Source organism: Streptosporangium sp. NPDC049046 (assembly GCF_040649155.1).
Taxonomy (GTDB): domain Bacteria; phylum Actinomycetota; class Actinomycetes; order Streptosporangiales; family Streptosporangiaceae; genus Streptosporangium.
In genome coordinates, this window is sequence record NZ_JBEZEZ010000007.1 from 171,668 (window position 1) to 195,459 (window position 23,792).

Annotated in this window: 24 protein-coding genes; 14 read left to right on the forward strand and 10 right to left on the reverse strand. The window is 68.1% G+C overall.

Features of this window, described 5'->3' with window-relative positions:
• Positions 1 to 126 precede the first annotated feature (126 nt).
• From AB0B96_RS12105 to AB0B96_RS12140, 8 genes are all read left to right on the forward strand, one after another.
• Complete coding sequence (locus tag AB0B96_RS12105; protein ID WP_362898029.1) at positions 127 to 1,962, forward strand: ABC transporter ATP-binding protein; 1,836 nt, start codon at positions 127 to 129, stop codon at positions 1,960 to 1,962.
• Positions 1,962 to 3,788: an ABC transporter ATP-binding protein gene (locus AB0B96_RS12110; protein WP_362898031.1), complete on the forward strand. Its 1,827-nt coding sequence runs from the start codon at positions 1,962 to 1,964 to the stop codon at positions 3,786 to 3,788. The genes AB0B96_RS12105 and AB0B96_RS12110 overlap by 1 nt, the downstream gene beginning before the upstream one ends.
• Positions 3,789 to 3,940: 152 nt before the next feature.
• Positions 3,941 to 4,711: a GNAT family N-acetyltransferase gene (locus AB0B96_RS12115; RefSeq protein ID WP_350941576.1), complete on the forward strand. Its 771-nt coding sequence runs from the start codon at positions 3,941 to 3,943 to the stop codon at positions 4,709 to 4,711.
• An 87-nt stretch (positions 4,712 to 4,798) separates the two neighbouring features.
• Positions 4,799 to 5,599 carry an alpha/beta hydrolase gene (locus tag AB0B96_RS12120; protein ID WP_362898033.1) on the forward strand — a complete coding sequence of 267 codons (801 nt, stop codon included), beginning with the start codon at positions 4,799 to 4,801 and terminating at the stop codon, positions 5,597 to 5,599.
• Positions 5,600 to 5,612: 13 nt separating this feature from the next.
• Positions 5,613 to 6,050 carry a transcriptional regulator gene (locus tag AB0B96_RS12125; RefSeq protein WP_362898035.1) on the forward strand — a complete coding sequence of 146 codons (438 nt, stop codon included), beginning with the start codon at positions 5,613 to 5,615 and terminating at the stop codon, positions 6,048 to 6,050.
• Between the two features lie 557 nt (positions 6,051 to 6,607).
• Entirely contained in the window at positions 6,608 to 9,940 is a 3,333-nt protein-coding gene (locus tag AB0B96_RS12130) for a tetratricopeptide repeat protein (protein ID WP_362898037.1), read from the forward strand.
• A 324-nt stretch (positions 9,941 to 10,264) separates the two neighbouring features.
• Positions 10,265 to 10,852 (forward strand): XRE family transcriptional regulator, encoded by a 588-nt coding sequence (locus AB0B96_RS12135; protein WP_362898297.1) that lies wholly within the window; start codon positions 10,265 to 10,267, stop codon positions 10,850 to 10,852.
• Positions 10,853 to 10,975: 123 nt separating this feature from the next.
• Positions 10,976 to 11,875: a methyltransferase domain-containing protein gene (locus AB0B96_RS12140; RefSeq protein WP_362898039.1), complete on the forward strand. Its 900-nt coding sequence runs from the start codon at positions 10,976 to 10,978 to the stop codon at positions 11,873 to 11,875.
• A gap of 90 nt (positions 11,876 to 11,965) precedes the next feature.
• Here the strand turns inward: AB0B96_RS12140 and AB0B96_RS12145 are convergent, their stop codons facing one another.
• A complete protein-coding gene (locus AB0B96_RS12145) occupies positions 11,966 to 12,373 on the reverse strand; it encodes a RidA family protein (protein WP_350941584.1) in 408 nt (135 codons plus the stop codon).
• Between the two features lie 142 nt (positions 12,374 to 12,515).
• Between AB0B96_RS12145 and AB0B96_RS12150 the strand changes: the two genes are divergently transcribed.
• The gene (locus AB0B96_RS12150; protein ID WP_350941585.1) at positions 12,516 to 12,896 is read left to right on the forward strand and encodes a helix-turn-helix domain-containing protein; all 381 of its coding nucleotides are present in this window, start codon (positions 12,516 to 12,518) and stop codon (positions 12,894 to 12,896) included.
• Between the two features lie 124 nt (positions 12,897 to 13,020).
• On the opposite strand, the gene AB0B96_RS12155 is transcribed toward AB0B96_RS12150, so the two are convergent.
• The gene (locus AB0B96_RS12155; protein ID WP_362898042.1) at positions 13,021 to 13,338 is read right to left on the reverse strand and encodes a hypothetical protein; all 318 of its coding nucleotides are present in this window, start codon (positions 13,336 to 13,338) and stop codon (positions 13,021 to 13,023) included.
• Positions 13,335 to 13,622, reverse strand: a complete 288-nt coding sequence (locus tag AB0B96_RS12160) for a hypothetical protein (protein ID WP_362898044.1) — start codon at positions 13,620 to 13,622, stop codon at positions 13,335 to 13,337. Before AB0B96_RS12160 ends, AB0B96_RS12155 begins: the two co-directional genes overlap by 4 nt.
• A gap of 905 nt (positions 13,623 to 14,527) precedes the next feature.
• Between AB0B96_RS12160 and AB0B96_RS12165 the strand changes: the two genes are divergently transcribed.
• From AB0B96_RS12165 to AB0B96_RS12180, 4 genes are all read left to right on the forward strand, one after another.
• Positions 14,528 to 14,782 carry a winged helix-turn-helix domain-containing protein gene (locus tag AB0B96_RS12165; RefSeq protein ID WP_362898046.1) on the forward strand — a complete coding sequence of 85 codons (255 nt, stop codon included), beginning with the start codon at positions 14,528 to 14,530 and terminating at the stop codon, positions 14,780 to 14,782.
• A 186-nt stretch (positions 14,783 to 14,968) separates the two neighbouring features.
• Complete coding sequence (locus AB0B96_RS12170; protein ID WP_362898048.1) at positions 14,969 to 15,811, forward strand: helix-turn-helix transcriptional regulator; 843 nt, start codon at positions 14,969 to 14,971, stop codon at positions 15,809 to 15,811.
• Between the two features lie 11 nt (positions 15,812 to 15,822).
• Positions 15,823 to 16,023, forward strand: a complete 201-nt coding sequence (locus AB0B96_RS12175) for a DUF397 domain-containing protein (protein WP_362898050.1) — start codon at positions 15,823 to 15,825, stop codon at positions 16,021 to 16,023.
• A gap of 243 nt (positions 16,024 to 16,266) precedes the next feature.
• On the forward strand, positions 16,267 to 16,593 hold the full coding sequence (locus AB0B96_RS12180; protein ID WP_362898052.1) for a HigA family addiction module antitoxin: 327 nt from the start codon (positions 16,267 to 16,269) through the stop codon (positions 16,591 to 16,593).
• A 277-nt stretch (positions 16,594 to 16,870) separates the two neighbouring features.
• On the opposite strand, the gene AB0B96_RS12185 is transcribed toward AB0B96_RS12180, so the two are convergent.
• Entirely contained in the window at positions 16,871 to 17,371 is a 501-nt protein-coding gene (locus tag AB0B96_RS12185; RefSeq protein WP_362898054.1) for a MarR family transcriptional regulator, read from the reverse strand.
• 67 nt (positions 17,372 to 17,438) lie between these two features.
• Between AB0B96_RS12185 and AB0B96_RS12190 the strand changes: the two genes are divergently transcribed.
• The gene (locus AB0B96_RS12190) at positions 17,439 to 17,909 is read left to right on the forward strand and encodes a Rid family hydrolase (protein ID WP_362898056.1); all 471 of its coding nucleotides are present in this window, start codon (positions 17,439 to 17,441) and stop codon (positions 17,907 to 17,909) included.
• On the opposite strand, the gene AB0B96_RS12195 is transcribed toward AB0B96_RS12190, so the two are convergent.
• From AB0B96_RS12195 to AB0B96_RS12220, 6 genes are all read right to left on the reverse strand, one after another.
• A complete protein-coding gene (locus AB0B96_RS12195) occupies positions 17,893 to 18,510 on the reverse strand; it encodes a hypothetical protein (protein WP_362898058.1) in 618 nt (205 codons plus the stop codon). The two genes, AB0B96_RS12190 and AB0B96_RS12195, sit on opposite strands and share 17 nt — an antisense overlap.
• Positions 18,511 to 18,512: 2 nt before the next feature.
• Positions 18,513 to 19,085: an RNA polymerase sigma factor gene (locus AB0B96_RS12200; protein ID WP_362898060.1), complete on the reverse strand. Its 573-nt coding sequence runs from the start codon at positions 19,083 to 19,085 to the stop codon at positions 18,513 to 18,515.
• 368 nt (positions 19,086 to 19,453) lie between these two features.
• Entirely contained in the window at positions 19,454 to 20,965 is a 1,512-nt protein-coding gene (locus AB0B96_RS12205; protein WP_362898062.1) for an NAD(P)/FAD-dependent oxidoreductase, read from the reverse strand.
• 126 nt (positions 20,966 to 21,091) lie between these two features.
• Complete coding sequence (locus tag AB0B96_RS12210) at positions 21,092 to 21,874, reverse strand: amino acid ABC transporter ATP-binding protein (protein ID WP_350941593.1); 783 nt, start codon at positions 21,872 to 21,874, stop codon at positions 21,092 to 21,094.
• 6 nt (positions 21,875 to 21,880) lie between these two features.
• Complete coding sequence (locus AB0B96_RS12215; RefSeq protein WP_362898064.1) at positions 21,881 to 22,810, reverse strand: amino acid ABC transporter permease; 930 nt, start codon at positions 22,808 to 22,810, stop codon at positions 21,881 to 21,883.
• Positions 22,807 to 23,673: a transporter substrate-binding domain-containing protein gene (locus AB0B96_RS12220; protein ID WP_362898066.1), complete on the reverse strand. Its 867-nt coding sequence runs from the start codon at positions 23,671 to 23,673 to the stop codon at positions 22,807 to 22,809. Before AB0B96_RS12220 ends, AB0B96_RS12215 begins: the two co-directional genes overlap by 4 nt.
• Between the last annotated feature and the right edge of the window lie 119 nt (positions 23,674 to 23,792).

The window sequence follows — 23,792 nt, forward strand, 5'->3', positions numbered from 1 at the left end:
GCCGGGACCCGGTCGGCGGGCCGCCACCCGCGACATGCGGGGGCGAGAAAATGCGTGGGAAAGTGTCGGCGCCCGGTGATAGAAAGCAAGTTCGACTTTCATCCTCAACGTGCTCGGGGGCGAGCTGTGACCACCAGTAGTTCGGAGTTCTCCGTCTCCGGCCGCCCGCATGACAGGCGGGGGCCGGTGCGCTGGCTCTGGTCCCATGTTCGCCGTCACCCGCTCCAGCTGGTCGGATTCCTCGGCGCATCACTGATCATGGTCGTGCTCAACGCCATGGTCCCCGGGTTCACCGGCGAGGCCTTCGACGCCGTCCTGAGCGAGGACGGCGGCGGGGCGCGGGCACTGGGCATGATCTCGCTGGCGCTGCTGGCGATCGTGCTCGCCCGCGGCCTCTTCGACGTCGTCGCGCGCCTGGCCAGCGAGGTCCTCGCCAAGCGACTGGAGCGGGACGCGAGGGACGAGCTCTACGTCAGCCTGCTCGGCAAGAGCCAGACCTTCCACAACAGGCAGCGGGTCGGCGACCTGATGGCACGGGCGGCCAACGACATCCGGCAGCTCTCCACCATGATCAGTCCTGGCATCGACCTGATCGTCGACTCCGGTCTGACCGGCCTCGTGCCCCTGGTCTTCATCGCCGCGATCGATCCTCGCCTGCTGCTGGTGCCCGGCGTCTTCGCGGTCGTCTTCGTCTTCGCGCTCCGGCACTACATGAGACGGCTCAACCCCGTGGCGACCCGCATGCGAGAGCAGTTCGGCGATCTCAACGCCGGGCTGAACGAGGCGGTCAGAGGCATCGAGGTCATCAAGGTGACCGCGCAGGAGGGCCAGGAGCGGCGGCGGTTCCAGACACGCGCGCGGCGTTACCGCGACTCCTTCGTCCACAACGGCCTGGTCCAGGCCCGCTACCTGCCGACCCTGCTCTTCGCCTTCGCGATGGCCGGCTCGCTCTGGCACGGCCTCCACCTGCACACGGCGGGCGCCATCACGATCGGCGACCTGGTCGCCTTCATGGGTCTGGTGGCCATGCTGGGCTTCCCGACCAATATGTCGATCTTCACCTTCTCGCTGGTCCAGATCGGCATCGTGTCCTCCCGCCGGATCCTGAGCATCATGAACACCGAGACCGAGCTCCGGCAACCCGACGACGGCCACACCGCGCCGATCAGCGGATCGATCGTCTTCGAGAACGTGACGTTCGGCTACGGGGACGACGATCCCGTGCTGCGCGACGTGACGTTCACCGTGAGGCCGGGCGAGACCGTGGCGATCGTCGGCGAGACCGGCTCCGGCAAGAGCACCCTGACCAAGCTGGTCCCCCGGATCTACGACGTCACCGCGGGCCGGATCCTGGTGGACGGCGTGGACGTACGCGAGTGGGACCTCGACTCGCTGCGCTCCCAGATCTCCACCATCGAGCAGGACATCGTGCTCTTCTCCCGGTCGGTCGCCGAGAACATCGCCTTCGGGCTGGGCCAGCGAGTGGAGCGGGACGCCGTCGTCCGGGCGGCGGAGGAGGCTCAGGCCGCCGAGTTCATCGGCGAGCTCGACGACGGCTACGACACCGTCATCGGTGAGCGCGGCATCACCCTCTCCGGCGGCCAGCGCCAGCGCCTCGCCATCGCACGGGCGCTGCTGACGGATCCGGCGATCCTCGTGCTCGACGACTCGACCAGTGCGATCGACTCCGCCACGGAAGACAGGATCCAGCGGGCCATCGGCCGCCTTCTCGACGGGCGCACCACCCTGCTGATCACCCACAGGCTCTCCCAGATCCGGTGGGCGGACAAGGTCCTGCTGCTCCGCCGAGGCGAGCTGGTCGACTACGGCACGCACGACGAGCTGCTCTCCAGGAGCCGCCTCTACCGGCGGATCTTCTCCCACTACGACGAGGCCGACGTGACCGGCGACACCATCGATCCGGCCGTGGTCCTCGCGGGCGAGCAGGGAGGGCAGGGCTGATGGGCTTCCTCATGGACGGCCTCGACGCCGAGGACTACGACCGCAGCTACAGCGATCGTGAGCTCCTTCGCCGGATCCTGTCCTATTTCCGGCCGAAGCTCGGATCGATGATCCTGGTCGCGGTCATGATCGTACTGTTCTCGCTGAGCCAGGCGGCGATGCCGTTGCTGGTCAGCTGGGGTGTGGACGGGATCGAGGACGGCACGATCGCCGACGTGGGCCCACAGCTCACCGCGGGTCTGCTGATCGCCGGCGTGCTCGGCTGGCTGTTCAACTTCGTTCGCCAGTGGCACAGCGCGAAGGTCACCGGCGACGTCGTCCTGCGCCTGCGCGAGGACGCGTTCGACGCCGTGCTCAAGCGTGACCTGTCGTTCTACGACGAGACCCCGTCAGGCAAGATCGTCAGTCGGGTCACCTCCGACACCGACGACTTCGCCACCGTCTCCACCCTGACGATGGACCTGATCAGCCAGGTGCTGATGGTCGGCTTCGTCACGGTCATGCTCTTCCTGCGCAGCGTCGAGCTCGCCCTGCTGACCCTTCTCGTGGCGCCGATCGTGATGGGCATCGCCCTGCTGTTCCGGCGGGTCGCCCGTAGCAGCACCCGCCAGGCGCAACGCTCGCTGAGCCGGGTGAACGCCACCCTGCAGGAGACCATGGGCGGGATCACCGTCGCCAAGAACTTCCGCCAGGAGCAGCGGGTCTACGACGAGTTCCGCCCCATCAACCGGCAGAGTTACCAGGTCACGCTCAAACAGGGTTTCGTCTTCTCCGGCATCTTCCCCGTTCTCTTCGTCGTCGCCGGGCTCGCCACGGTCGCGCTCGTCCAGCTGGGCGGCACCGCCGTCCTCGGCGGCGCTCTGTCCGGCGGCGACTGGTTCCTCTTCCTCCAGGGCGTCGCGCTCTTCTGGTTCCCGCTCACCTCCATCGCCGCGTTCTGGTCGCAGTTCCAGCAGGGCCTGTCCGCCTCGGAGCGGGTGTTCGCCCTGATCGACGCGCCACCCCGGGTGGTGCAGACCGATCCCCAGCCGGTCGGCAGGCTCGCGGGCCGCATCGAGTTCCGAGACGTCAGGTTCGGCTACGAAGCGGAAAGCACCGTCCTTCGGGACTTCAACCTCACGATCGAGGCGGGCGAGAGCGTCGCGCTGGTCGGCCACACCGGGGCGGGCAAGTCGACGCTCAGCAAGCTCATCACCCGGTTCTACGAGTTCCAGGACGGCCTGTTGACGATCGACGATCGCGACGTCCGCACGCTCGACCTGGCCGGATACCGGCGGCAGATCGGCGCGGTGCCACAGGTTCCGTTCCTGTTCAGCGGCACCGTCGCCGACAACATCCGCTATCCGAGGCCGGAGGCGAGCGACGAGGAGGTGCTCGCCGCCGCCACGGCGGTCGGCGGGGGCGACTGGATCGACGCCCTGCCGGACGGCCTGCGGACCGATGTGGGCGAGCACGGCCGCGCCCTGTCCATGGGCCAGCGCCAGCTCGTCGCGCTGGCTCGCCTGCTCATCCAGGATCCGGCGATCGTGGTTCTGGACGAGGCCACCGCCAGCGTCGACCCGCTGACCGAGGCCCAGATCCAGGAGGGCCTGGACCGGGTGCTGGCCGAGCGCACCTCCATCGTCATCGCCCACCGGCTCTCCACGATCGAGCACGTCGACCGCATCATCGTGCTGGATCACGGCCGGATCGTCGAGGAGGGCGACCACACCACGCTGCTGGCCCGCGGCGGCCACTACTGCCAGGTCTACAACACCTACTTCAGGCACCAGTCCCCCGACTACCGGCCGGGTTCCGGCTTCGTCTCCGTCACCGGTTCCGCGTGATCGAGGCCGCTCGGATCGGGATCCCGGTTCGAGCGGCCTCGATCACATCTCGCCAGAGTGGCCACCGCGGGCCGGCGGCCTGGTGAGGGCGCGGGGGTGCCAGTATGTTCTGACTCATGACGGTGCGGTCGTTGGGGTTTCGGAGCGATCTGATGTTGCTCAGGCTGCAGGGCGGCACCGTCGACCGGCGCGAGGGTTACCTGGTTGTCAGGACGCCCGCCAATCCGACCTATCACTGGGGAAACTTCATCCTGCTGGACGCCCCGCCGGCCCCTGGAACGGTGTTCTCGTGGGTGGAAACCTTCCGCCGCGAGTTTCCCGACACCGGCCACGTCGCCATCGGCGTCGACGGCGTCACCGGCGACGCGGGCGAGCCGGAGGAGCTCGCCGCGGCGAACCTCGATGCCGAGCGAAGCACCGTGATGACGGCCGGTGCGGTGCACCCGCCGCCGCGACCGAACCGTGAGGCTCACTTCCGCGTCCTGGACGGCGACGAGGACTGGGCCGCCGCGCTGGCACTGCAGGAGGCCACCAATCCGGGCACCGACGTCGAGGGATACCGGGTGTTCGCACGGCGCAATCTGGCGGCGATGCGCCGACTGCAGGAACGCGGATGCGGCGCGTGGTTCGGAGCCTTCGTGGACGACCGCATGGTCTCCGGGCTCGGCCTGTTCACCGACGGCTCGGGCCTCGCGCGTTACCAGGCCGTCGACACCCACCCCGCGCATCGGAACCGCGGCCTTTCCGGAACCCTCGTGTACACGGCGGGCCGACACGCCCTGGAACATCTGAACGCGCACACGCTCGTCATGGTGGCCGACCCGGCCTACGTCGCGATCCGCGTGTACCGCTCGGTGGGCTTCACCGACTCCGAGACCCAGGTCCAGTTGGAGCCGTCGGCGAGTGCTCCGGCGTCACCGTGACCTTCGCGGGCGCTCCGGCGTCACCGTGACCTTCGCGGGCGCGAGGGCCGGTGCGCGCCCGCCAGGAATGTTCACTATATTTAGCAAATGGTGAATCTAACCTCGGTGCTCTCACTGCACGGTTGCGCTCTCCGCTATGCCGACAGCGGTGGTGACGGTGTGCCGCTGGTGTTCTCGCACGGCGCGGGGGCCGATCATGTGATGTTCGAAGCCCAGCGCGAACACCTGCGTGCCCGGGGATACCGGGTGATCACCTGGGACATGCGCGGCCACGGCCGCTCTCGCCCGGCCGGGGCTCCGTTCACCGCCGAGCGGGCGATCGCGGACCTGTGCGCGCTCGTCGAGCACCTCGCGCTCGACCGTCCCGTGCTCGTGGGACAGTCCCTCGGCGGCAACCTCGGCCAGGCCGTCGTCAGGCGGCATCCGGGCCTCGCCCGAGCGTTGATCGTCATCGGCTCGACGTGGAACACCGCGCCACTGTCGTGGAATGAGCGTCTGCTGCTGAAGGTGGCCGCGCCGAGTCTCTCGATGATCTCCGCCAAACGCCTTCCCGGCATGATGGCCGACGCCTCGGCGGCGACGGAGGAGGCGCGGGCGGACGCGCGGCGGGCGTTCTCCCAGCTGTCGAAGCAGGAGTTCGTCCAGGTGTGGCGGGCGACCGTCGAACTCCTCGACCCGGATCCCGGCTATCGCACGCCCGTACCTCTGTGCCTGATCCGCGGCGAACGAGACCGTACCGGCAACATCGCCTCGGCGATGCCCAGGTGGGCCAGGGCCGAGGGCGTCGAGGAGGTCGTCATCCCCGGCGCGGGCCATATCGCCAACCAGGACGCCCCTCGTGCGGTGAACGTGGCGATCGAGGCGTTCTTGCGTAGGATCTCGGTATGAGGCGGGCACGGCGGTGAGCGCGACCAGGCGTCGCGCGTTCATCACCTCGGTGGGTGACCTGCTGGCCTCGTGGAACCTCTCGCACGCGACCGGCCGCGTCTACGGACTACTGCTGGTGACCGAGGAGGCGATCTCCCTCGACGCGATCGCCGCCGAGCTCGAACTGAGCAAGGGAGCGGTGAGCACCGCGGTACGGCAGCTGGACTCCTGGGGGCTCGCGAAGGTGATCCCGCAGCCCGGCAGCCGCAGGCTCCTGGTCGAGGCCACGGGAGGGATCGAGTCGCTGCTGGAGGCGAGCCATTCGCGGGCCAGGACCCTGATCGCCGCGCTGCGCGACGGCGAGGCCCTGGTGAGTCCCGGTCCCGCGCAGGATCGGCTCAGGGATGTGATCGGGCTGTTCTCCGGCTATGTCGACGTCGGGAGCGAGCTGCTCGACAGATATCGCCGGTAGCACCGCTGGATCGGGTGCTCGGCTCACCGCGGAACGTCCGCCCTGGCCTGGACCGGGGGTCACCGAAGAACATCTGGATTCGGACTCGCCGACGGACGTCCCCATCGTCGAGGATCAGCCCGGCGACGAACATCCCTTTCGCCGGAGACCGATCCGGCGGCGGACGCCCGCACTCATCGGGGACGGATCCGGTCACGGACGTCCGCCCTCATCGGGGACGGATCCGGTCACGGACGCCCGCACTCATCGGGGAGGAATCCGGTGACGGACGTCTGCCCTCACCGCGGGAAAGACCGGGAGTAGCACACCAAACCCATAAATATCACCTGATCTTGCATTAAAAACGACTAAATACTCTTTATTGGCTCAGACAGCAGAAAGGAGCCTTTCCCGATCGCCAGCCCCGCCGATGCGCGCTCACGCTGCGGATTCACACATCACGAAATCGAGCTACTTCTTACGACAGAAGTATATTTGTCACCTTATTAGTGATGACTGCCGCCTTTCTCAACCTGTATGACGAGCGATGAAGTTGCGATGAGTGGCGGTGAAAGATGATGAACGGCGATGGAAACAACGGCCGGGTACGACGACGACCGCTCCCGATCACCCGCTCACAGGTCCCTCCCGGACCGCTGCGTGATCTCAGAGACCTGCTGTACGAGCTGTACATGGAAGCGGGGGCCCCCGCACTCGACGACATCGCCGGGGAGATCTCCCACGAACTCCCCGGCCCGGGTGCTCCCGAACGCGACACCGTCCGCCGGATACTGGCCTCGGCGGAGATCCCCTCCGACCAGGCAGGCCTGACGGCCGTCATCACCGTGCTGGCCCGTCTGGCCGGGCGGGACCCCGCCGTCGCCGCCGATCGGGGCCGCGAGCTGTGGAGGAGCGCCCGCCTGGCCTCGGCGGCCGGGTCGCCGGGTCACCGAAGATCGTCGGCCGACCCGTTCTCGCTGGGGGTGCACCGGGCGATCGACGCGGGCGCGGAGGCCGTGGGAATGGGCGTCCTGCCCGTCTACGTGCCGCGCCCCCACGACGACCACCTCGCCGCCGTCGTACGACAGGCGGTGGCCGGGCGCAGTGCGGTCGCGATGCTGGTCGGCGACTCGTCGACCGGCAAAACCCGGGCCTGCCTGGAGGCGGTGCGGCTCCTGCCCGGTGGGTGGCGGCTGTGGCACCCGGCCGATCCCGTCCATCCGGAGGCGATCGCCGTGGCCCTGGCCTCCCTCCCGCCGCGGACCGTCGTATGGCTCGACGAGTCGCAGTCCTACCTGCTCACCCCGGCGGGTGACCTGGGCGAGCGCGTCGCCGCCGCGCTGCGTGCCCTGGTGGACGACCCGGAGCGCGGCCCGGTGCTGGTCCTGGGCACCCTGTGGCCCGAATACTGGGCCGCCCTCACCGAGGTCCCCACCACGGGTGGCGCCGATCCCCGTGCCCAGGCACGGGCGCTGGTGACCGGCGCCGCCATCCACGTCCCCGACCGTTTCACCGGCTCCCACCTGGAGGCGGTGCACGGCGCGGCGCACGGCGATCCGCGTCTGGAGCGCGCGTACGTCGGGGCCCGCGACGGCCGGATCACCCAGTACCTGACGGGCGTGCCCGGCATGGTCGAGCGCTACCGCAACGCGCCCGCCCCGGCCAGAGCCGTGATCGAGACCGCGATGGACGCCAGGCGGGTGGGAGCCGGCCCCGCCCTCTCCCACGCCCTCCTGAAGACCGCCGCGTTCGACTGCCTGACCGGCTACGAGTACGGCGCCCTGCCCCGGGACTGGTTCGAACGGGCCCTCGCCTACGCCTGCGGTGTCCACGGCCCCCTCACCCGCGTCGGCCCCCACCACGACGAGCCGTCCGCCTCCCGCCGCTACCGGCTCGCGAACCACCTGGAACAACTCGGTCGCGCCGAGCGCCGTACGCGTCCCGTCCCCGCCGCCCTGTGGGACGCGCTCGCCTTCCACGCCGCCCCCGAGGACCTGCCCCACCTCGCGGCCCAGGCTCGGACTCGCGGCCTCTACCATCACGCCCTCCTGCTGTACGGTGCCGCCGCCGCGGCCGGGGACCTCGACGCCCCACGACAGGCGATCGCCCTGCTCGGAGAGACGGGACGCACCGAGGAGGCGCTCACCTGGCTGAGGTTCCACGGCGAGCAGGACGACGCGTGGGCACTCGGCCGGAGCGCCGCCGTCCTCGACGGGGCCGGTCACCGCGAGAGGGCGATCACCGCCTACCTGCGCGCCGCGGAAGCGGGAGACCCCGATGCCCCGAGGAGGGCGATCACCCTGCTCGTGGACGAGGGAAGGACCGGGGAGGCGATCGCCTGGCCGCGAGCCCACGGCTGGTTCGGCGACGTCGGCCTCCCCGTCTGGACGGCTGCCCTCCTCGACAGGGCGGGATATTACGAGGAGGCTCTCATCGCCTACCGGTACGCCGCGAAGCTGGGGAACGCCGACGCCCCGGAGTGGCTGGCGTCCCTGCTGTACAGGACGGGCCACGGACAGCAGGCGCTCGTCGCCTGCCGCCGCGCCGTGCGAACCGGTGACGGCCACGCCCTCAGGCAGGCCGTCGCCCTGCTGCGGGAGATGGGACGGACCGAGGAGGCGATCACCTGGTTGCGGACCCGCGCAGAGGACGGCGACGCCGACGCCCTCTGGGAGGCGGTCGAACTGCTGCGGGAGTCGGGACGGACCGAGGAGGCGATCGCCTGGCTGTACGCCCGCGCGGAGTCGGGCGACCGTCGCGCGATCTCCAAGACGGTCGATCTGCTCCAGGAGGCGGGCCGAGTCGAGGAGGCCCTCACCTGGCTGAACGCCCGCGCCGAGAACGGCGACACCTACTCCTACCGGCGATCGATCGGCCTCCTGCGGCGGACGGGACGGATCGAGGAGGCGATCGCCTGGCTGCGGACCCAAGCCGAGCACGGCGACCCCCTCGCCCTCGAAGAGGCCGTCGACCTGCTGCGGGAGTCCGACCAGGCCGGGGAGGCGATCGCCTGGCTGAACGCCCGCGCGCAGGCCGGTGACCGTTTCGCGCTCGACCCGCTCTCCCGCCTGCTGGAGAAGGTGGGCAGGACCGAGGAGGCGATCGCCGCCTATCGGCGCGCCGTCGAGGCGGGAAACGACGGTTCACACTGGCCGATGGCCGTCCTGCTGCACCGGGAGGGCCGCCTGGAGGAGGCGCTGGCCGCGTACCGGCGCGCCACCGAGACCGGGCACCCCGGCGACGGCTGGGGAATGGTCGAACTCCTTGAGGAGACAGGCCGTACCGAGGAGGCACTGGCCGCGTACCGGAACGCCGCCGAGGCGGGGAACCCCGACGCCGTCTGGCGGCTGGTCGAGTTGCTCCAGGAGAATGGCCGTACCGAGGAGGCGATCACCTGGCTGCGGACCCGCGCCGAGCACGGCGACACCGACGCCCTGTGGAAGGCGGTCGAACTGCTCCAGGAGGCGGGCCGGGCCGAGGAGGCGATCACCTGGCTGCGATCCCGCGCCGAGCACGGCGACACCGACGCCCTCGGTCGGTTCACCGCCCTGCTGTACCAGATGAACCGTTCCAAGGAGGCGATCGCCTGGCTCAGGACCCGCGCCGAGGACGGCGACCCTCGCGCTCTGGACCACGCGGTCGACCTGATGTACGAGTCGGGCCGGGCCGAGGAGGCGCTCACCTGGCTGAACGCCCGCGTCGAGGCGGGTGACGCCGGTGCGCTGACCTGGATCGCCGTCCTGCTGCGCGAGACCGGCCGGCCGGAGAGAGCGGTCCTCGCCCACCTGCGCGCCGCCGAACTGGGCCTGCCCGGCGCCCTGCGCGCGGCGATCGACCTGCTGAGACGGCTGGGCCGCGTCGGCGAGGCCGAACGGCTCCGGAGGTACGGGATCACCCCCGGCAGGACGTGACCCCCTGGAGAGAACACCGTCATTGAGCGCCGACTGAGAAACGTGCTCCGGACACCACTTCTCAGTTGGTCTCAGTGACGGGCCCGGCTTCTCAGTTGGTCTCAGCGACGGGCCCGGCGAGACCGCCGTGGCGGCGTTGACCGGTTCAGCCGTGACGCGGCGGTTTCGAGGTCAGGAAGTCGCGGATCCGGTCGGCGACGGCGGGGTAGTCGTCGGCGAAGCAGATGAAGTGGCTGCCTGCCCGGCTCTCGACGAACTCGGCGCCGGTCTTCCGCGCACGACGTTAACCCTGCCTTGCATCATGGGCATACCATTTTGCCCGTGATGCAAGAAATCGGAGATCTGGACAGCCTTGTCCGCAAACGCATCCGCGCCCTGCGCGTCGCACAGGGCTGGTCCCTGGAAGAGCTGGCCGGCCGTGCCAACCTCAGCCAGTCCTCACTGAGCCGCATCGAGAACGGGCAGCGACGCCTCGCCCTGGACCAGCTCGTCACCCTCGCCCGCGCCTTGGACACCACCCTCGACCAGCTCGTCGAGAACGCGACCGACGACGTCGTGATCAGCCCGATCGTCGACGGCGCCCACGGCCGGCTGCGCTGGCCGGTGAAGAGCGACCCCGACATGAGCGTCATACGCCAGCGCATGACCGAGCCACCGCCCGACAACCCCTCGCGCATGCGCGCCCACCCCGGCCGGGAATGGCTGGTCGTCCTCTCCGGCACCGCGATCCTCATGCTGGGCCACCGGCGCTTCCGCCTTGAGACCAACCAGGCCGCCGAGTTCCCGACGATGTTGCCGCACGCCATCGGTGCTGAAGGCGGGCCGTGTGAACTTCTGGGCATCTTCGACCGCGACGCCCGCCGAGGACACCAGCGCGACAACGACGGCGACTCCCCCGAACTCCGCCGATGACGGCGACGCGCCCCCTCCGTGTACGGGGATGCGCCTTGCGCATGGGGCACCGTCTCGCATCGATAACTTGCGCGTTCCGGGAGCCATCATGCTTTTGCAGCAAATCCGTCTTACGGTGACGGCATGACCCAAGCACACTCGCACGCCTCCCACGGTGCGCAGCACGACCACCACCGACACGACCACCACACGCAAGACGACCGTCACCGGCAGGACGACGCCGACCAGGCGGAGATCCTCGACCTGGACGCGGAAGTCCTCGCCGAGCACATCGCGTCCATCACCGCATGGCTGCCGCTGAAGACCGGCCCGCGCCACATCGTGGACCTGGGCTGCGGCACGGGAACGGGCACCTTCGCCCTCCTCGACCGTTTCCCCGAAGCGCACGTCATCGCCGTCGACGCCTCACCCGAACACCTGCAGCGCCTGCGCAAGAAGGCATGTGCCCGGGACATGGACGACCGCGTACGCACCGTGCAGGCCGACCTCGACGCCGCCGACTGGCCCGACCTCGGTACGCCGGACCTGGTCTGGGCCTCGGCCTCGATGCATCACATGGCCGACCCCGGCCATGCCCTGCGCAACGTCCACGACATGCTCCCGTCCGGCGGTCTGTTCGCCGTCGTCGAGCTGGCCGGCTTTCCCCGGTTCCTGCCGGAAGACGCCCCCGAAGAGCGGCCCGGCCTGGAGGACCGCTGCCACGCCGCGACCGACCGCTTCCACGCCGAACACATGCCTCATCGGGGCGCCGACTGGGGACCGATGCTCACCGCCGCCGGGTTCACCCTCGACGGCGAGCGCACCGTCATCGTGAACATCGACGGCACCCACAACGAAGCCGTCGGCCGTTACGCGCTGAGCACCCTTCGGCGCGTCCGCGGCGCCGTCGCGGACACGCTCTCCGCCGAAGACCTCGCCGCACTCGACCGGCTGCTCGACACGAGCGGTCCCGACAGCATCCTGCGCCGCGACGACCTCTCGGTACGTACCGAACGCACCGTCTGGGCCGCACGCCGCACCTGACCCTCACCCCACCCGGATCGCCCGCCGAGCGGGGGAGGGGATGTGGTCCGCGGGCGATGACACGGCGATCCGGACCCTGTCGCGCCGGACTCAGTCGATGATCGCGGTGGCCTCGACCTCGACCAGAAGGTCGGGTACGGCCAGCGCCGCGACACCCAGCAGCGTGGCCGGAGCGACCGGGGTGACCCCCAGCTTCGCGGCCGCCCGAGCGACCCCCTCCAGGAACAGCGGCATCTTGTCGGGGGTCCAGTCGACGACGTAGGCGGTCAGTTTCGCCACGTCCTCGAAGGAGGCGCCGACCTCGGCCAGGGCCGTGCCGATGTTGAGATAACACCGCTCGACCTGAGCCGCGAGGTCGTCTTCGCCGACCGTGACCCCACCGGCGTCCCAGGCGACCTGTCCGGCGACGAAGACCAGCTTCGTCCCGGTCGCGATCGACACCTGCCGGTAGACATCGATCTCCGGCAGTCCGGCGGGGTTCACCAGGGTGATGGCCATGCTGCCCACTCCCTCCTCAGGAGAGTCCTCGGGCCCGCTTCCGGCGACCCCGAACACTCTCGGTCTCTTGTGGTTACTTGGGAACCATAGGAGAGTGTGCACTGACATGGAAGAACGCACTTTTCAGTGACTGGGGAACCTTATGGTGACCAAGCAGTTCAGCGGCTCGGCCCAGGACGCGGACCTGACCCGCGCGGACTCCCTGGCGCGGGAGATCTTCTCGGACATCGCCAACAAGTGGGCACTCCTGATCATCGAGACCCTGGGGGACCGCACCCTGCGCTTCGGCGAGTTGCGGAACGAGATCGACGGCATCAGCCACAAGATGCTCACCCAGAACCTGCGCATGCTGGAGCGCAACGGCCTGGTCGAGCGGGAGGTGCACCCCACCGTGCCGCCACGGGTCGAGTACACCCTCATGGAGTCGGGCCAGGCGCTACGCAAGACGGTTGACGGCATGTGCGACTGGACCAGCCGATATCTCGGCCACATCGAGGACTCCCGCCGCCGCTTCGACGCGTAGCCCGAACCGGACACGACCCCACCCCGCCACGCACCGCGCTTCACCGCACGCGGTACGTCTTCACCGGCACGACGACCCCGTCTTCCCCGGCCCTGGGAAGGGACGGGGAAGACGAGGTCGTTCGTCAGAAGTGACCGATGGTGACCGAGGTGGAGGTCAGCGCCCAGCGATGCAACACGGTCGTCTCGGCCTCGCGCATCTGCGCCTTCAGTCCTTCGACCGTACGGTCACAGATGATCAGCGGTTCGGGGGTGGGCCAGGTGGCGATGGCGTGGAAGAGGCGGCTGCCCGTGCCGTACAGGACGGACCAGCCGGGCCGGGTGATCTCCAGCATCGCGGCCTCGGCACGCGCCTCGTGGTCCCAGGTGTGGTGGGCCACGGGCAGGGCGGCCTGGCCGTCGCGGTGGCGTCCGCGAGAGCGGATGGGCCGTCGCCGGATCATGAGATCACCTGCCCGACGGCGCTCTCCGCGACCGGGGTCTCCGTGCCGGGGTCGGTCTGGGTGTCGGCCTCCTGGGCGATGATCTCCTGCCGGTCGGTCTCGGCCCGCAGGGCCTCCAGACTGTCGGCGTCGACGGTGCGCTCGGCTCCGGCGTGGAACGCGGCCGGGGAGAAGGGCTGCTCGCGGCTGGCCCACAACCGTCCGGCGTCACTGAGGATGAGCCGCCAACCGGGAATGGTCGATTCCCGCCTCGGCTCGGGAGTGGTGGATTTATCATCGTTCATTGATTGGACCTCGATCCGGTCAAGGGCCCGTCTGTTCGTTGGTAGCGGTGGACGGGCCCGCTTCGTACGGTGGGCGAAGACGCGGAGGGGTGTGCCGTACGGGCCGGGTGGCCGGTACGGAGACGGGATGACCGCTACCCGGCGTGGGGCACAGGCGGCTGATCTCCGGGAACGAGCCGCGAGGCGACGTACGGCGGCGGACCGGGGCGGTCCAAGATGGATGAACCTGGACGGGAGCTCCGGGCGAAGACGACACGGTGACGATGCCGGCAAGAAAGGCAGGGCGGCCGGATCTTGCTCAGGGCGACGCCGATCCGGTATCGGCGGAGCCACTTCGACCGGGGACCGCTCGCCAGGGAGCGGCGCCGCCCCCTCGACCAAGGCTCGCGCATCTGACGGCCGAGCAGGCACCGGCGTAATCGCCGAGACCTGGGACCGCTCGCCAGACCTCTGGGCGGGCACGACCGTGACCGCCTCGACAGGAACCACGCGCACAGGCGACTCGAAGCAGGACGGGGAACGGTCTCCGGTGCGGCGGACCCACAGGCGAACATCCATCAGCGCGGCGGACGGCTGGGCGTACTCGTGCTCGGCGACCTGACCTGGACAACCGTGCGCGTAGGGAGCGTGCCCGCAGGTGGCACACCCCCATCGGCATCGGCGGCACCTCGGCGAAACAGCCACAGTCGTTCACTGTGGTTCGGTCGAGAACCGTGGCATTAGGGGTGCTCACGGGTTGGGAGTCCCTTCCTGTTCGAGGACCCGTCATGGTGTTCCGACTCCGGGCGAGTCCGCTTTATCGGCCTTGGTATGGATGCTGAACTTCTACGGCTTTTCTCCAATCGTGCTCGTTCATGCTCGTACACACATGAGTGGCCACGACCATGCCCGTCTATCGTCTCCTCATGATCGAGTTCGAACGCGATCGGCCGATATGGATCCAGGTCGCGGAGACCCTCACCGAGAGAATCGAGAGCGGCCAGTACCCGCCGCGCCACCTGATCCCTTCCGAGGTACAGATGGTGCAGGAGTTCGGCATCGCCCGGGGCACGGCCAGGAAAGTGGTCGCCTACCTCCGCGAACAAGGAGTGGTCTACACCGTCCCGCAGATCGGCTCGTTCGTCAGCCCGGCAAGGACGCCCGCTGACAAGAAGGACTGAGCCCACCACGACCACATCGAACAGGCGTAGCCGTTGCGAGAGTCGACCTCTACCTGTCATGGTGTCCTCACTCTGAGTCACGTTGCGGTGGGTCCATATTGAACCTTGACCCGCCCAACTTTCAAGCCACAAAGTTTATTACCTCAAACTATTTTCTCTCTGGGGTCCTGATTGAGGGAGGGTGGCGTGAAGGGCAGTCCTACGGTGCGCCGACGACAACTCAGCGCCGAACTCATCAAACTACGCAAAGCGGCTGGCCTCACCGCCGAAGAGGTCGTTCGGCACTTGGCCTGGTCACCAGGCAAATTGACCTACATGGAGGGAAATAGATGGGTAAGGCCTGATCTGGCGAACATTCGTGCTTTGCTGGATCTTTATGGCGTTGCTGACAAAGCCATGCGCGATGCTGTGCTCACCCTTGCCCGCCAGGCCCGAGAAAAGGGCTGGTGGTCGAAGTACAGCGATGTGTTCAGGGGTTCACTCGCGGGATTCGAGGCGGCTGCCACCGACATTCGCGCCTACCAGGCCCTGTTCATCCCCGGACTCTTGCAGGTGCCCGACTACATGACCGCCATCTTCCGGGGAGGCCGGGTCGTGGACGAGACGCTCATTACCCGGCGCGTCGAGGCACGCCTTGCCCGACAAGAGATCCTTCGCCAGGACAATCCGCCCAACCTGTGGGTCATCATCGATGAGGCGGCGTTGCGCAAGGTGGTCGGCAGCCCAGAGATCATGGTGCGGCAGTTGGAGCATGTGATCGAGCTGTCAGCGCGAGATCGCATTACTGTCCAGGTTCTCCCTGATGCTGCTGGTGCACATGCAGCCATGGAGGGCTCATTCATGATCCTCGACTTCAAAAAGGGGGACGGCTCGATCGTCTACGTGGAGACCGCCATAAGTGACCTGTACTTGGAGACCACAGAAGAGTTGCATAGTTATACGCTCATATTCGACCATGCGCGCGCGTCAGCACTCAGCGCGGAAGTTTCCGCCGCACACCTGACCAAACTTATTGATCAACTCAAGTAGAGGCGAGCATCATGGAATCCACCCGCCCCAACCTCACCTGGATCAAGAGTAGCTACAGCGGCCCCAATGGAGACGACTGTGTAGAGGTAGCCACCAACCTGCCGGGCCTCGTCGCCGTACGCGACAGCAAGGACCCGTCCGGTCCGATGCTCACCTTCTCCCCGACAGCCTGGAACGACTTCCTGGCGGGCATCCGCGGCGGAGACATCTGACCTGTCCAGGAACGCCGTACGGCCGAAACCAGCCAAAAGCCACCCGGCTGTGCGGCAGTCCGCACTTTCATGGATTTGGTTGGACGTGTTTGGGGCAGTTTCCCCTACAGGTCGTAAACCTGAAGGACCGCGCCGCCGTAGTGGCCGACTACCTTGACGGCGACCTCTTCGAGGGCCGCACTGGTCATAGAGATCGTCGGCTATCACGGATGACCATGAAGCACGAAAGAAGCGTAGAAGCCGATGCCGACACCTGAATTCCATCCTTTCGGCGTCCCTGACTACGCCGTGCCGCCCGGGGAGACCATCCGTGAGTATCTCGACGAGCTTGGGATGACTCAGCGTGAACTCGCCACCAGACTGGGCCTCAGCGCGAAGCATGTTAATAGGTTGGTTCAAGGGCTTGTGCCGTTAAGTCACGAGATCGCGCAACGCCTGGAACTGGTCACCGGCATGCCCGCGAAGCTCTGGAATCGTCTGGAGGCCGACTACCAGTCCGCCCAACAACGCCTGCGCATGGAGCACGAGATAAGGAAGAGGAGGCCGATCAGTTTTCCTGTGACCTACTGATTCCAAAGAAGCATCTTACAAAGCTTCGCTCTTTGAAGTCCCTGGGTTCGGTTCGCGCATTCGCCGGTGACATAGGCGTGTCCCCGGGAATTGCTGTCGGCCGTCTACAACATGACGGCATCTGGCCTGCCAGGCAGGGAAACGGCCTCAAGCGGAAAGTCGAGTTGGCGAGCGATTTTTAAGTCACACTCCTGGACGCTTTCCGTCCAGCAGGGCAGAACGTCTGACGAGTCCGGTGAAGACGACGCCACCGAACCGTGAGATCCGCAGGGCGGGCTCAGGCCAGGTCGACGGGCCGTACCCGTAGCTTTGCGGCGATGCGGGCGAGCGCCCGCTGGTCGGCGGCGGTGAGCGGGTCGAGCACGTACTTCCGCACCGAACGAACGTGGATGGGCGCGGCGGCGACGACCACTTCGTAGCCGACGTCGGTGAGAGCGGCGAGGGTGTATCTGCCGTCATCGGGATCGGGCGAACGCTCCACCCAGCCCCGCTGCTCGAACCGCTTGATGACGTTGGACAGGCGTGAGAGGGAGCCGTTGGCCAGGTAGGCCAGCTCGCTCATCCGCAGGCGGCGCTCCGGGGCCTCCGAGATGTGGCTGAGAGTCAGGTATTCGAAGAGGGTCAGACCGGCCTCGCGCTGCAGCGGTGACTCCAGCCGTCCCGGGAGCAGCAGCACCAGCGAGACCAGCCCGGTCCAGCCGTCCTTCTCGTCCGCGGTGAGCCACAGCCGCTCGTCAGCGGTGTCCTCGCCGGGGTCCGGGGTCGTGGTGGTGGCCATGGAGACACCCTACCGGGCGGCCATGACTTCACGCGTGAAGTAAAATTCTGATACGTTGACTTCACGCGTGAAGTCAATCGAGAGGATCGCCATGAGCACGCCGGAGTTTTTCGCCCCTCCGGGGTACGGCACGAAGCAACTGGCCAACATGCACTACAACCAGGCGGTACGCATCGGCGACCGCGTCGAGACCTCGGGTCAGGGAGGGCTGGACGACGACTGGAACTTCCCCGAGGCCCTCGAGGACGAAATCGTGCTGGCCTTCGAGAACGTCGAGCGAACCCTCGCCCAGGCGGGCGCCACCTGGCGTGATGTCATCGCCGTGAACTCGTACCACGTCCCCGAATCCCCCGGCTTCATCGGGGAGACCCACAACCGCGTCATGGTGGAGCAGTTCCGCGAGCGCATGGGGGATCGCGCCCCCATCTGGACCGAGATCGGGGTTCCGGCTCTCGGCGCCCCGGGGATGCGCGTCGAGATCCGCGTCACCGCCGTCGTCGACTCCGGTCGTCGGCAGGAGGTCAGCGAATCTCCTTGATGGGCGCGCACGGTTTCACGGGGCTGCCCGCCTTGGCGAGCCACATGCCGAGGTGCCAGGGCACCTGTGCGTTCAGGTTGTCGCGGAACTCCATGACGAGCGTCTCGCCCGGTCTGATGTGCTCAGGGGCGATCCGGATCGTCCGTACGGAGGTCACCGTGGCGGCCTGGGGCGAACGCGCCGCCTTCGTGGCCGAACGCAGTTCCCCCGGTCCGTCGGCGGGCGGTCCGCCGTAGGTCGTGTCCACACCGGTGAACCGGGGAGGCGCGCACAGCATGCCAGGCGTCAGGAACGTCACATCCGCCTTGACGCCGGCAGCGGCCAGCTTCGCCTCCAGCCCGTCGGGGTCGTGGAGTTCGTTGACGGTCACCGTCAACGTGCCGTCCGGGCTCTCGGCCACCGCGTAGGCGGGGGCGCCGCTCCCGAGGACCAGTGCCGTCGCGACGGCCGTCGCCGCGGCACCGGCCGTGACCAGCAGCCGGGGGGTGGTGACAAGGCGCCGCCGGGAGTGAATACCGCTGAGCAGTCGCCGCCGCGCTCCGGCGAGTTCGCTCTCGGTGGCCGCGGGAACGGTCTCCCACATGGTCTTCAGTGCGTCCATCGTCATTCTCCTCGTTCTTCCTGGTTCAGGGCCTGACGGATCTGCAGGCGGGCTCGGTTGAGTCGCGAGGCCACGGTTCCCACCGGGATGGCGAGCGCGTCGGCGACCTCCCGGTAGTTCAGTTCGGCCCAGGCGACGAGCAGCAGCACGTCGCGATCGGCCCGTTTGAGTTTCAGCAGGGCCTGTGCCAACGGCCGGTTGACGGCCAGGGTGTTGATCCCGTCCTCTACCTGGACACCGGGGATCTCCGCCGGATGTACGCCGCTGCGGATGTAGGCGCGGTAGAGGTTCTTCTCGGTGCGTCGCCGTTTGCCGATCACATTGGAGGCGATGCCGTACAGCCACGGGCGGGCGTCGGAGCGGCCCCTGTCGTAATCGCTCCGGCGCTGGAAGGCGGCGAGAAAGGTGTCCGCCACGACGTCTTCCGCCTCGCTGGGGCCCAGCCGCCTGGTCACATAGCGGTGCAGGAGTGGTGCGTGCCGGTCGAACAGGATGGCGAAGACGTCGGGCTCGTTCAGCGACCTCTCGATGAGGGCCGCGTCATCGACCTCGACGTCTTCGCGGAAGGTTGTCATACATATTGGCCTTTCCTGGCGTATGCGGTCACCTGTACTTACCGCGCCGGGCCTGAAACCTTCATCGGGCGCTCTCCACGCCCCGGGCACGCGCCTCTCCCACATCCGAGACTTTTGGGCGCGTGGGCGATCCGTGACCCGCGCACAGCGGCCCTCCCGTCAGAAAACAGCACTTCACCTGGCGAAACGTTCCTCGCGACGTAACCGGGCGGGGAACCGGTCAACGGGCTCGGACAGTGTCCCCGACGAGTGTGCGGGGAACGTCGTCCGGGCCGTGTGTGCGTATCGCGACGGCCCGATGGGCCGCGGGGGCCGTTCGGTTCTTCTCACGGCCGGGACGTCGCCCTCCCAGGATCCGGGACAGGCCCTCACGGCACGGAGAGGTGCCGGTTGTCCGGTGACGCCGACGCGCTGGGGGCGCGGAAGAACCGCGCGGAGCGGGCGTGCAGGGTCCGGGTGAGCAGCCAGTAGACCGAGGCGCCGTCCGGCCACTGGGTGACCACCCGGCCGCTCGCCGAGCGGAAGTAGTTCGGTGCCTGGGCGAACGAGCTGGCGTCCAGACGACGCTTCAGCCAGCGGTTCAGCCGTCTGACCGCCTCCGGCCTGACCTCGACCGCGCTGGCACCGCGGCGGCGCATCTCCCGCAGGGAGCGCACCACGAACTTCGCCTGCTGCTCGAAGTTGAACACCGGGGCGTAGTAGTTGGTGTTGGGGCCGTACATCATGAAGAGGTTCGGCATCTCGTCCACCATGATGCCGAGGAACGCCATGGGGTCGTCGCCCCACTTCTCCTTCAGGTCGCGGCCCGCGCGCCCGTGGACCTCCAGGCCGCAGAGGAACTCGGCCGCGCGGAATCCCGTCGCGGTGATCACGACGTCGAGTTCGTGCTCCCGGCCGGTGGCGTCGACCACGCCGGTCTCGGTCACTCGTTCCACGGCGTGCGGAACGAGGGTGACGTCGTCACGCAGCAGGGTCGGATAGAAGGTGGAGCTGTGGATCGCCCGTTTGCCCAGGTAGGCCGAGGTCGGTGTCAGAGCCGCCCTGAGGTCGGGGTGGTCGGCGAAGACCTCTGCGAGATAGTCCTGGCAGATCTTGACCGCCCGGGTGTCGACGGTCCCGCCGGGCCGGATGATCCTGCCGCCGAGCCACTTGCGTTCCAGCTGCAGGAACAACCGCCACCGGATGAGTCGCCGCGTCACCGGGTGACGCCGTCGAGCGCGTTCCTTCTCGGTGAACGGGAGCGAGACCTTCGGGTCCACCCATGCGGGCTGACGCTGGAACACCGTCAGATGCTTGGCTCGGCCGCCGAGCTCCGCGACGATCTGGGCGGACGTCGAACCGGTGCCGACGACTCCCACCCGGCGTCCGTCGAGCGTCACGTCGGAGCGCCACCGCGCCGTGTGGAAGATGTCGCCGGTGAACAGCTCGCGGCCCGGCCAGGCGGGCTCGTTCGGGACGTTCAGGAGCCCGACGGCGGTCACCACGGCCGTGAAACGCAGCACCTCACCGGTGTCGAGGTGCACGGCCCACCGCTGGCCGTCCTCCTCCCAGACCAGCCGCCGGACGGTGGTGCCGAACCGGAAGTGGGCCCTGAGCCCGAACCGGTCGGCCACGTGCTCAAGGTAGGACTGCAGTTCCGTCTGGCCGGGGTAGGAGCGTGACCAGTCGTACGGGGCGAACGAGAACGAGTACATCGGGGCCGGAGTGTCGACCTCGGCACCGGGGAAACGATTGACGCGCCAGGTGCCGCCCGGCCCGTCCTCGGTCTCGAACACGGTGAACGAGTACCCGTTCCGCTTCAGTTGGTGGGCCGCCGCGAGTCCGGCGAACCCGCCACCGATCACGGCCACAGAGGGCATGGCTCCGCCCGTCGATGGCATGACTGCCTCTCTCTGTCGAGCTCGTGCCTGGGCACGATGATGTCTGTCGGGCTCGTGCCGGGGCACGATGATGCTGTCGAGCTCGTGCCTGCGCACGACGATGTGCGGCGCCCACGGGCGCCGGGGCTAGAGGACCTTGCTGAGGAAGTCGCGGGTGCTCGGATGCTCGGCCTCGCCGGACAGCCGGCTGGACGGGCCTTCCTCGACGATGCGGCCGTCCTCCATGAACACGAACCGGTCGCAGACCTCGCGGGCGAACCCGATCTCGTGGGTGACGATGATGGTGGTCATCCCGTCGAGCACGAGTTCGCGGATGACCTGCAGCACCTCGTTGACCATCTCTGGATCGAGCGCCGAGGTCGGCTCGTCGAAGAGCAGCACCTGCGGCTTCATCGCGAGGGCACGGGCGATCGCGACGCGTTGCTGCTGGCCACCGGAGAGCTGGGCCGGATAGGCGTCGGCCTTCTCGGCCAGGCCGACCCTGGCGAGCAGTTCGCGCGCCTGGCGGCGCGCGTCCGCACCCGGGCGTCGTAGCACCCGGGTGGGCGCTTCGATGACGTTCTCCAACACGGTCTTGTGCGAGAACAGGTTGAACTGCTGGAACACCATGCCGAGGCGTCGGCGCTGCCTCGCCTCCCGTCGCGCCGACAGCCGGTGGATCTTGCCGCCGCGTTCCTCGTAGCCGAGCAGCTCACCGTCGAGCATGATCACCCCCGAGTCGGTGCGTTCGAGCAGGTTGAGACAGCGCAGAAAGGTGCTCTTGCCGCTGCCGGAGCGGCCGAGCAGGCAGACCGTCTCCCCCTGGTGGACGTCCAGCGACACGTCGTGCAGGACCGTGTGCCGGCCGAAGGACTTGCGGACGTTCAGTGCGCTGATCAGCGGTGTCGTCATGACCTGGCTCTCACTCATCCCGGTTCACCCGGTGCGGCGCGTCGTGGCGGTGCTGCGGCCGAGCGTGCGCTCCAGGTGGTACTGGGCGACCGACAGCAGGCTGACGAGGATCATGTACCAGATGGTCGCCACCATGAGCAGCGGGACGACCTCGAACGTACGGTTGTAGATCTGCTGGACGCTGTAGAGCAGGTCCGAGACCGAGATGAAGGCGACGAGGGAGGTGGCCTTCAGCAGGTTGATGAGGTCGTTGCTCACCGGCGGCACCGCGATCTTCATCGCCTGGGGGAAGACGATGCGACGGAACGTGTCCAGCGGCGTCATGCCCAGGGCGAGCGCCGCCTCGCGCTGCCCCTGGGGAACCGCGAGCAGTGACGATCGGATGATCTCCGAGGTGTAGGCGGCCTGCTGAAGGCCGAAGGCCAGCACGGCCGACCAGTAGGCGGTCATGAGGTTGCGCGTGTCCAGCGCGAACAGGTCGCCGCCGAAGGGGTTGGGGAGGCTGAACGTCGGATAGATCAACGAGACGTTGAACCACAGGATGAGCAGGACCAGCAGCGGGATGGACCGGAAGAACCAGACGTACGTCCCGCTGACGGCGCGCAGGACGGGGTTCGCCGAGAGCCGCATGTTCGCGATGACCACCGACACCACGAGGGCGAGCCCCATCGACAGGGCGGTCAGCGTGATGGTGTTGACCAGGCCGTTCATGACCTGCTCGGAGAAGAAGTAGTCGGCCACCGTGCCCCACTCGAAGGCGGGGTTACGGGCGACGCTGATCGCGAGGCCGGCGACGGCGGCCACCATCAGTACCGCGAAGGTCAGCCGACCGAGGTGGAGCGGACGTCCGTGGGGAAGCCGTGAGATCGATTCCATCCGCCGGCGCCAGTCCTCCGGCGTCCCGTCCTTTCCCGCCTGTTCCGAGGGGGACCCGGCCGTGCTGACCTCACTCATGCGTGCGGCTCTGGGTTGATCACGGAAGCCTTGATCGACATGTTCTCGGTACCGTACTTGGCGAGGATCTTGGCGTAGGTACCGTTCTTGATCAGCGCTTCGGTGGCCTGCTGCAGCTTGGCCGCCATGCCGTCGCCCTTCATCGAGGCGAACCCGATGTCGATCGCCTGGTAGATCGGTCCGGTGATCTTCCACACGCCGGGCTCGGTGCGGGTCTGGTAGCCCAGGCCGCTGGAGGTCGCCGTGGAGGCGTCGGTCCTGCCGCTCTTCACGGCGAGGTCGGCGGTCGCCTGGTCGGCGAAGGTCTGCACGTCGACGGGCTTCTTCCCGGCGGCCTCGCACTTCTTGGACTGGTCTTCGAGTGTCGACACCGGGCTCGAACCCGCGGTCACCGCGACGGAGACGCCGCACAGGTCGTCGAGTGAGTCGCCGATGGTGATGCCGTCGGCCTTGACACGGAAGCCGTAGCTCTCGACGAGGGTGGTGGCGAAGTCGAACTTCTTCAGCCGCTCGGCCGTGACGTCGGCGCCGGGCACCCAGGCGTAGGCGCCGCGCTGCAGGCCCAGGAGCGAGTTCTCGAACGACGCCTGCTCGTTCTTGACGGTCACCCCCATCTCCTCGCCGAGCGCGGTGGACAGGTCGGGCAGCAGCCCGGCGAGTTTGCCGCCGTCGTCGAGGAAGCTGTACGGCGGGACACCGACCTGCTGAGGGATGACGTAGACCTGCGACTCGGCGGCACCGGAGGCAGGGGCGGAGGCGGACACGGATTCCGTCGAGGAACCGCCGCACGCCGAGAGGACGGTGGTGCCGAGCACGCCTACGGCGACAACGCCGAGGGCGCGTCGGATGCGAACCAACGCCATGTTGGTCCTCCTGGTTTCTGGGGGTTTCGGTTGGTCGACCGTTGGGGGTGCTGTCACCCTAAAACGCCGAACTGTTCACAAGCTTTGTGGGGATGTATATATTTTTGTCCTGTTTGATA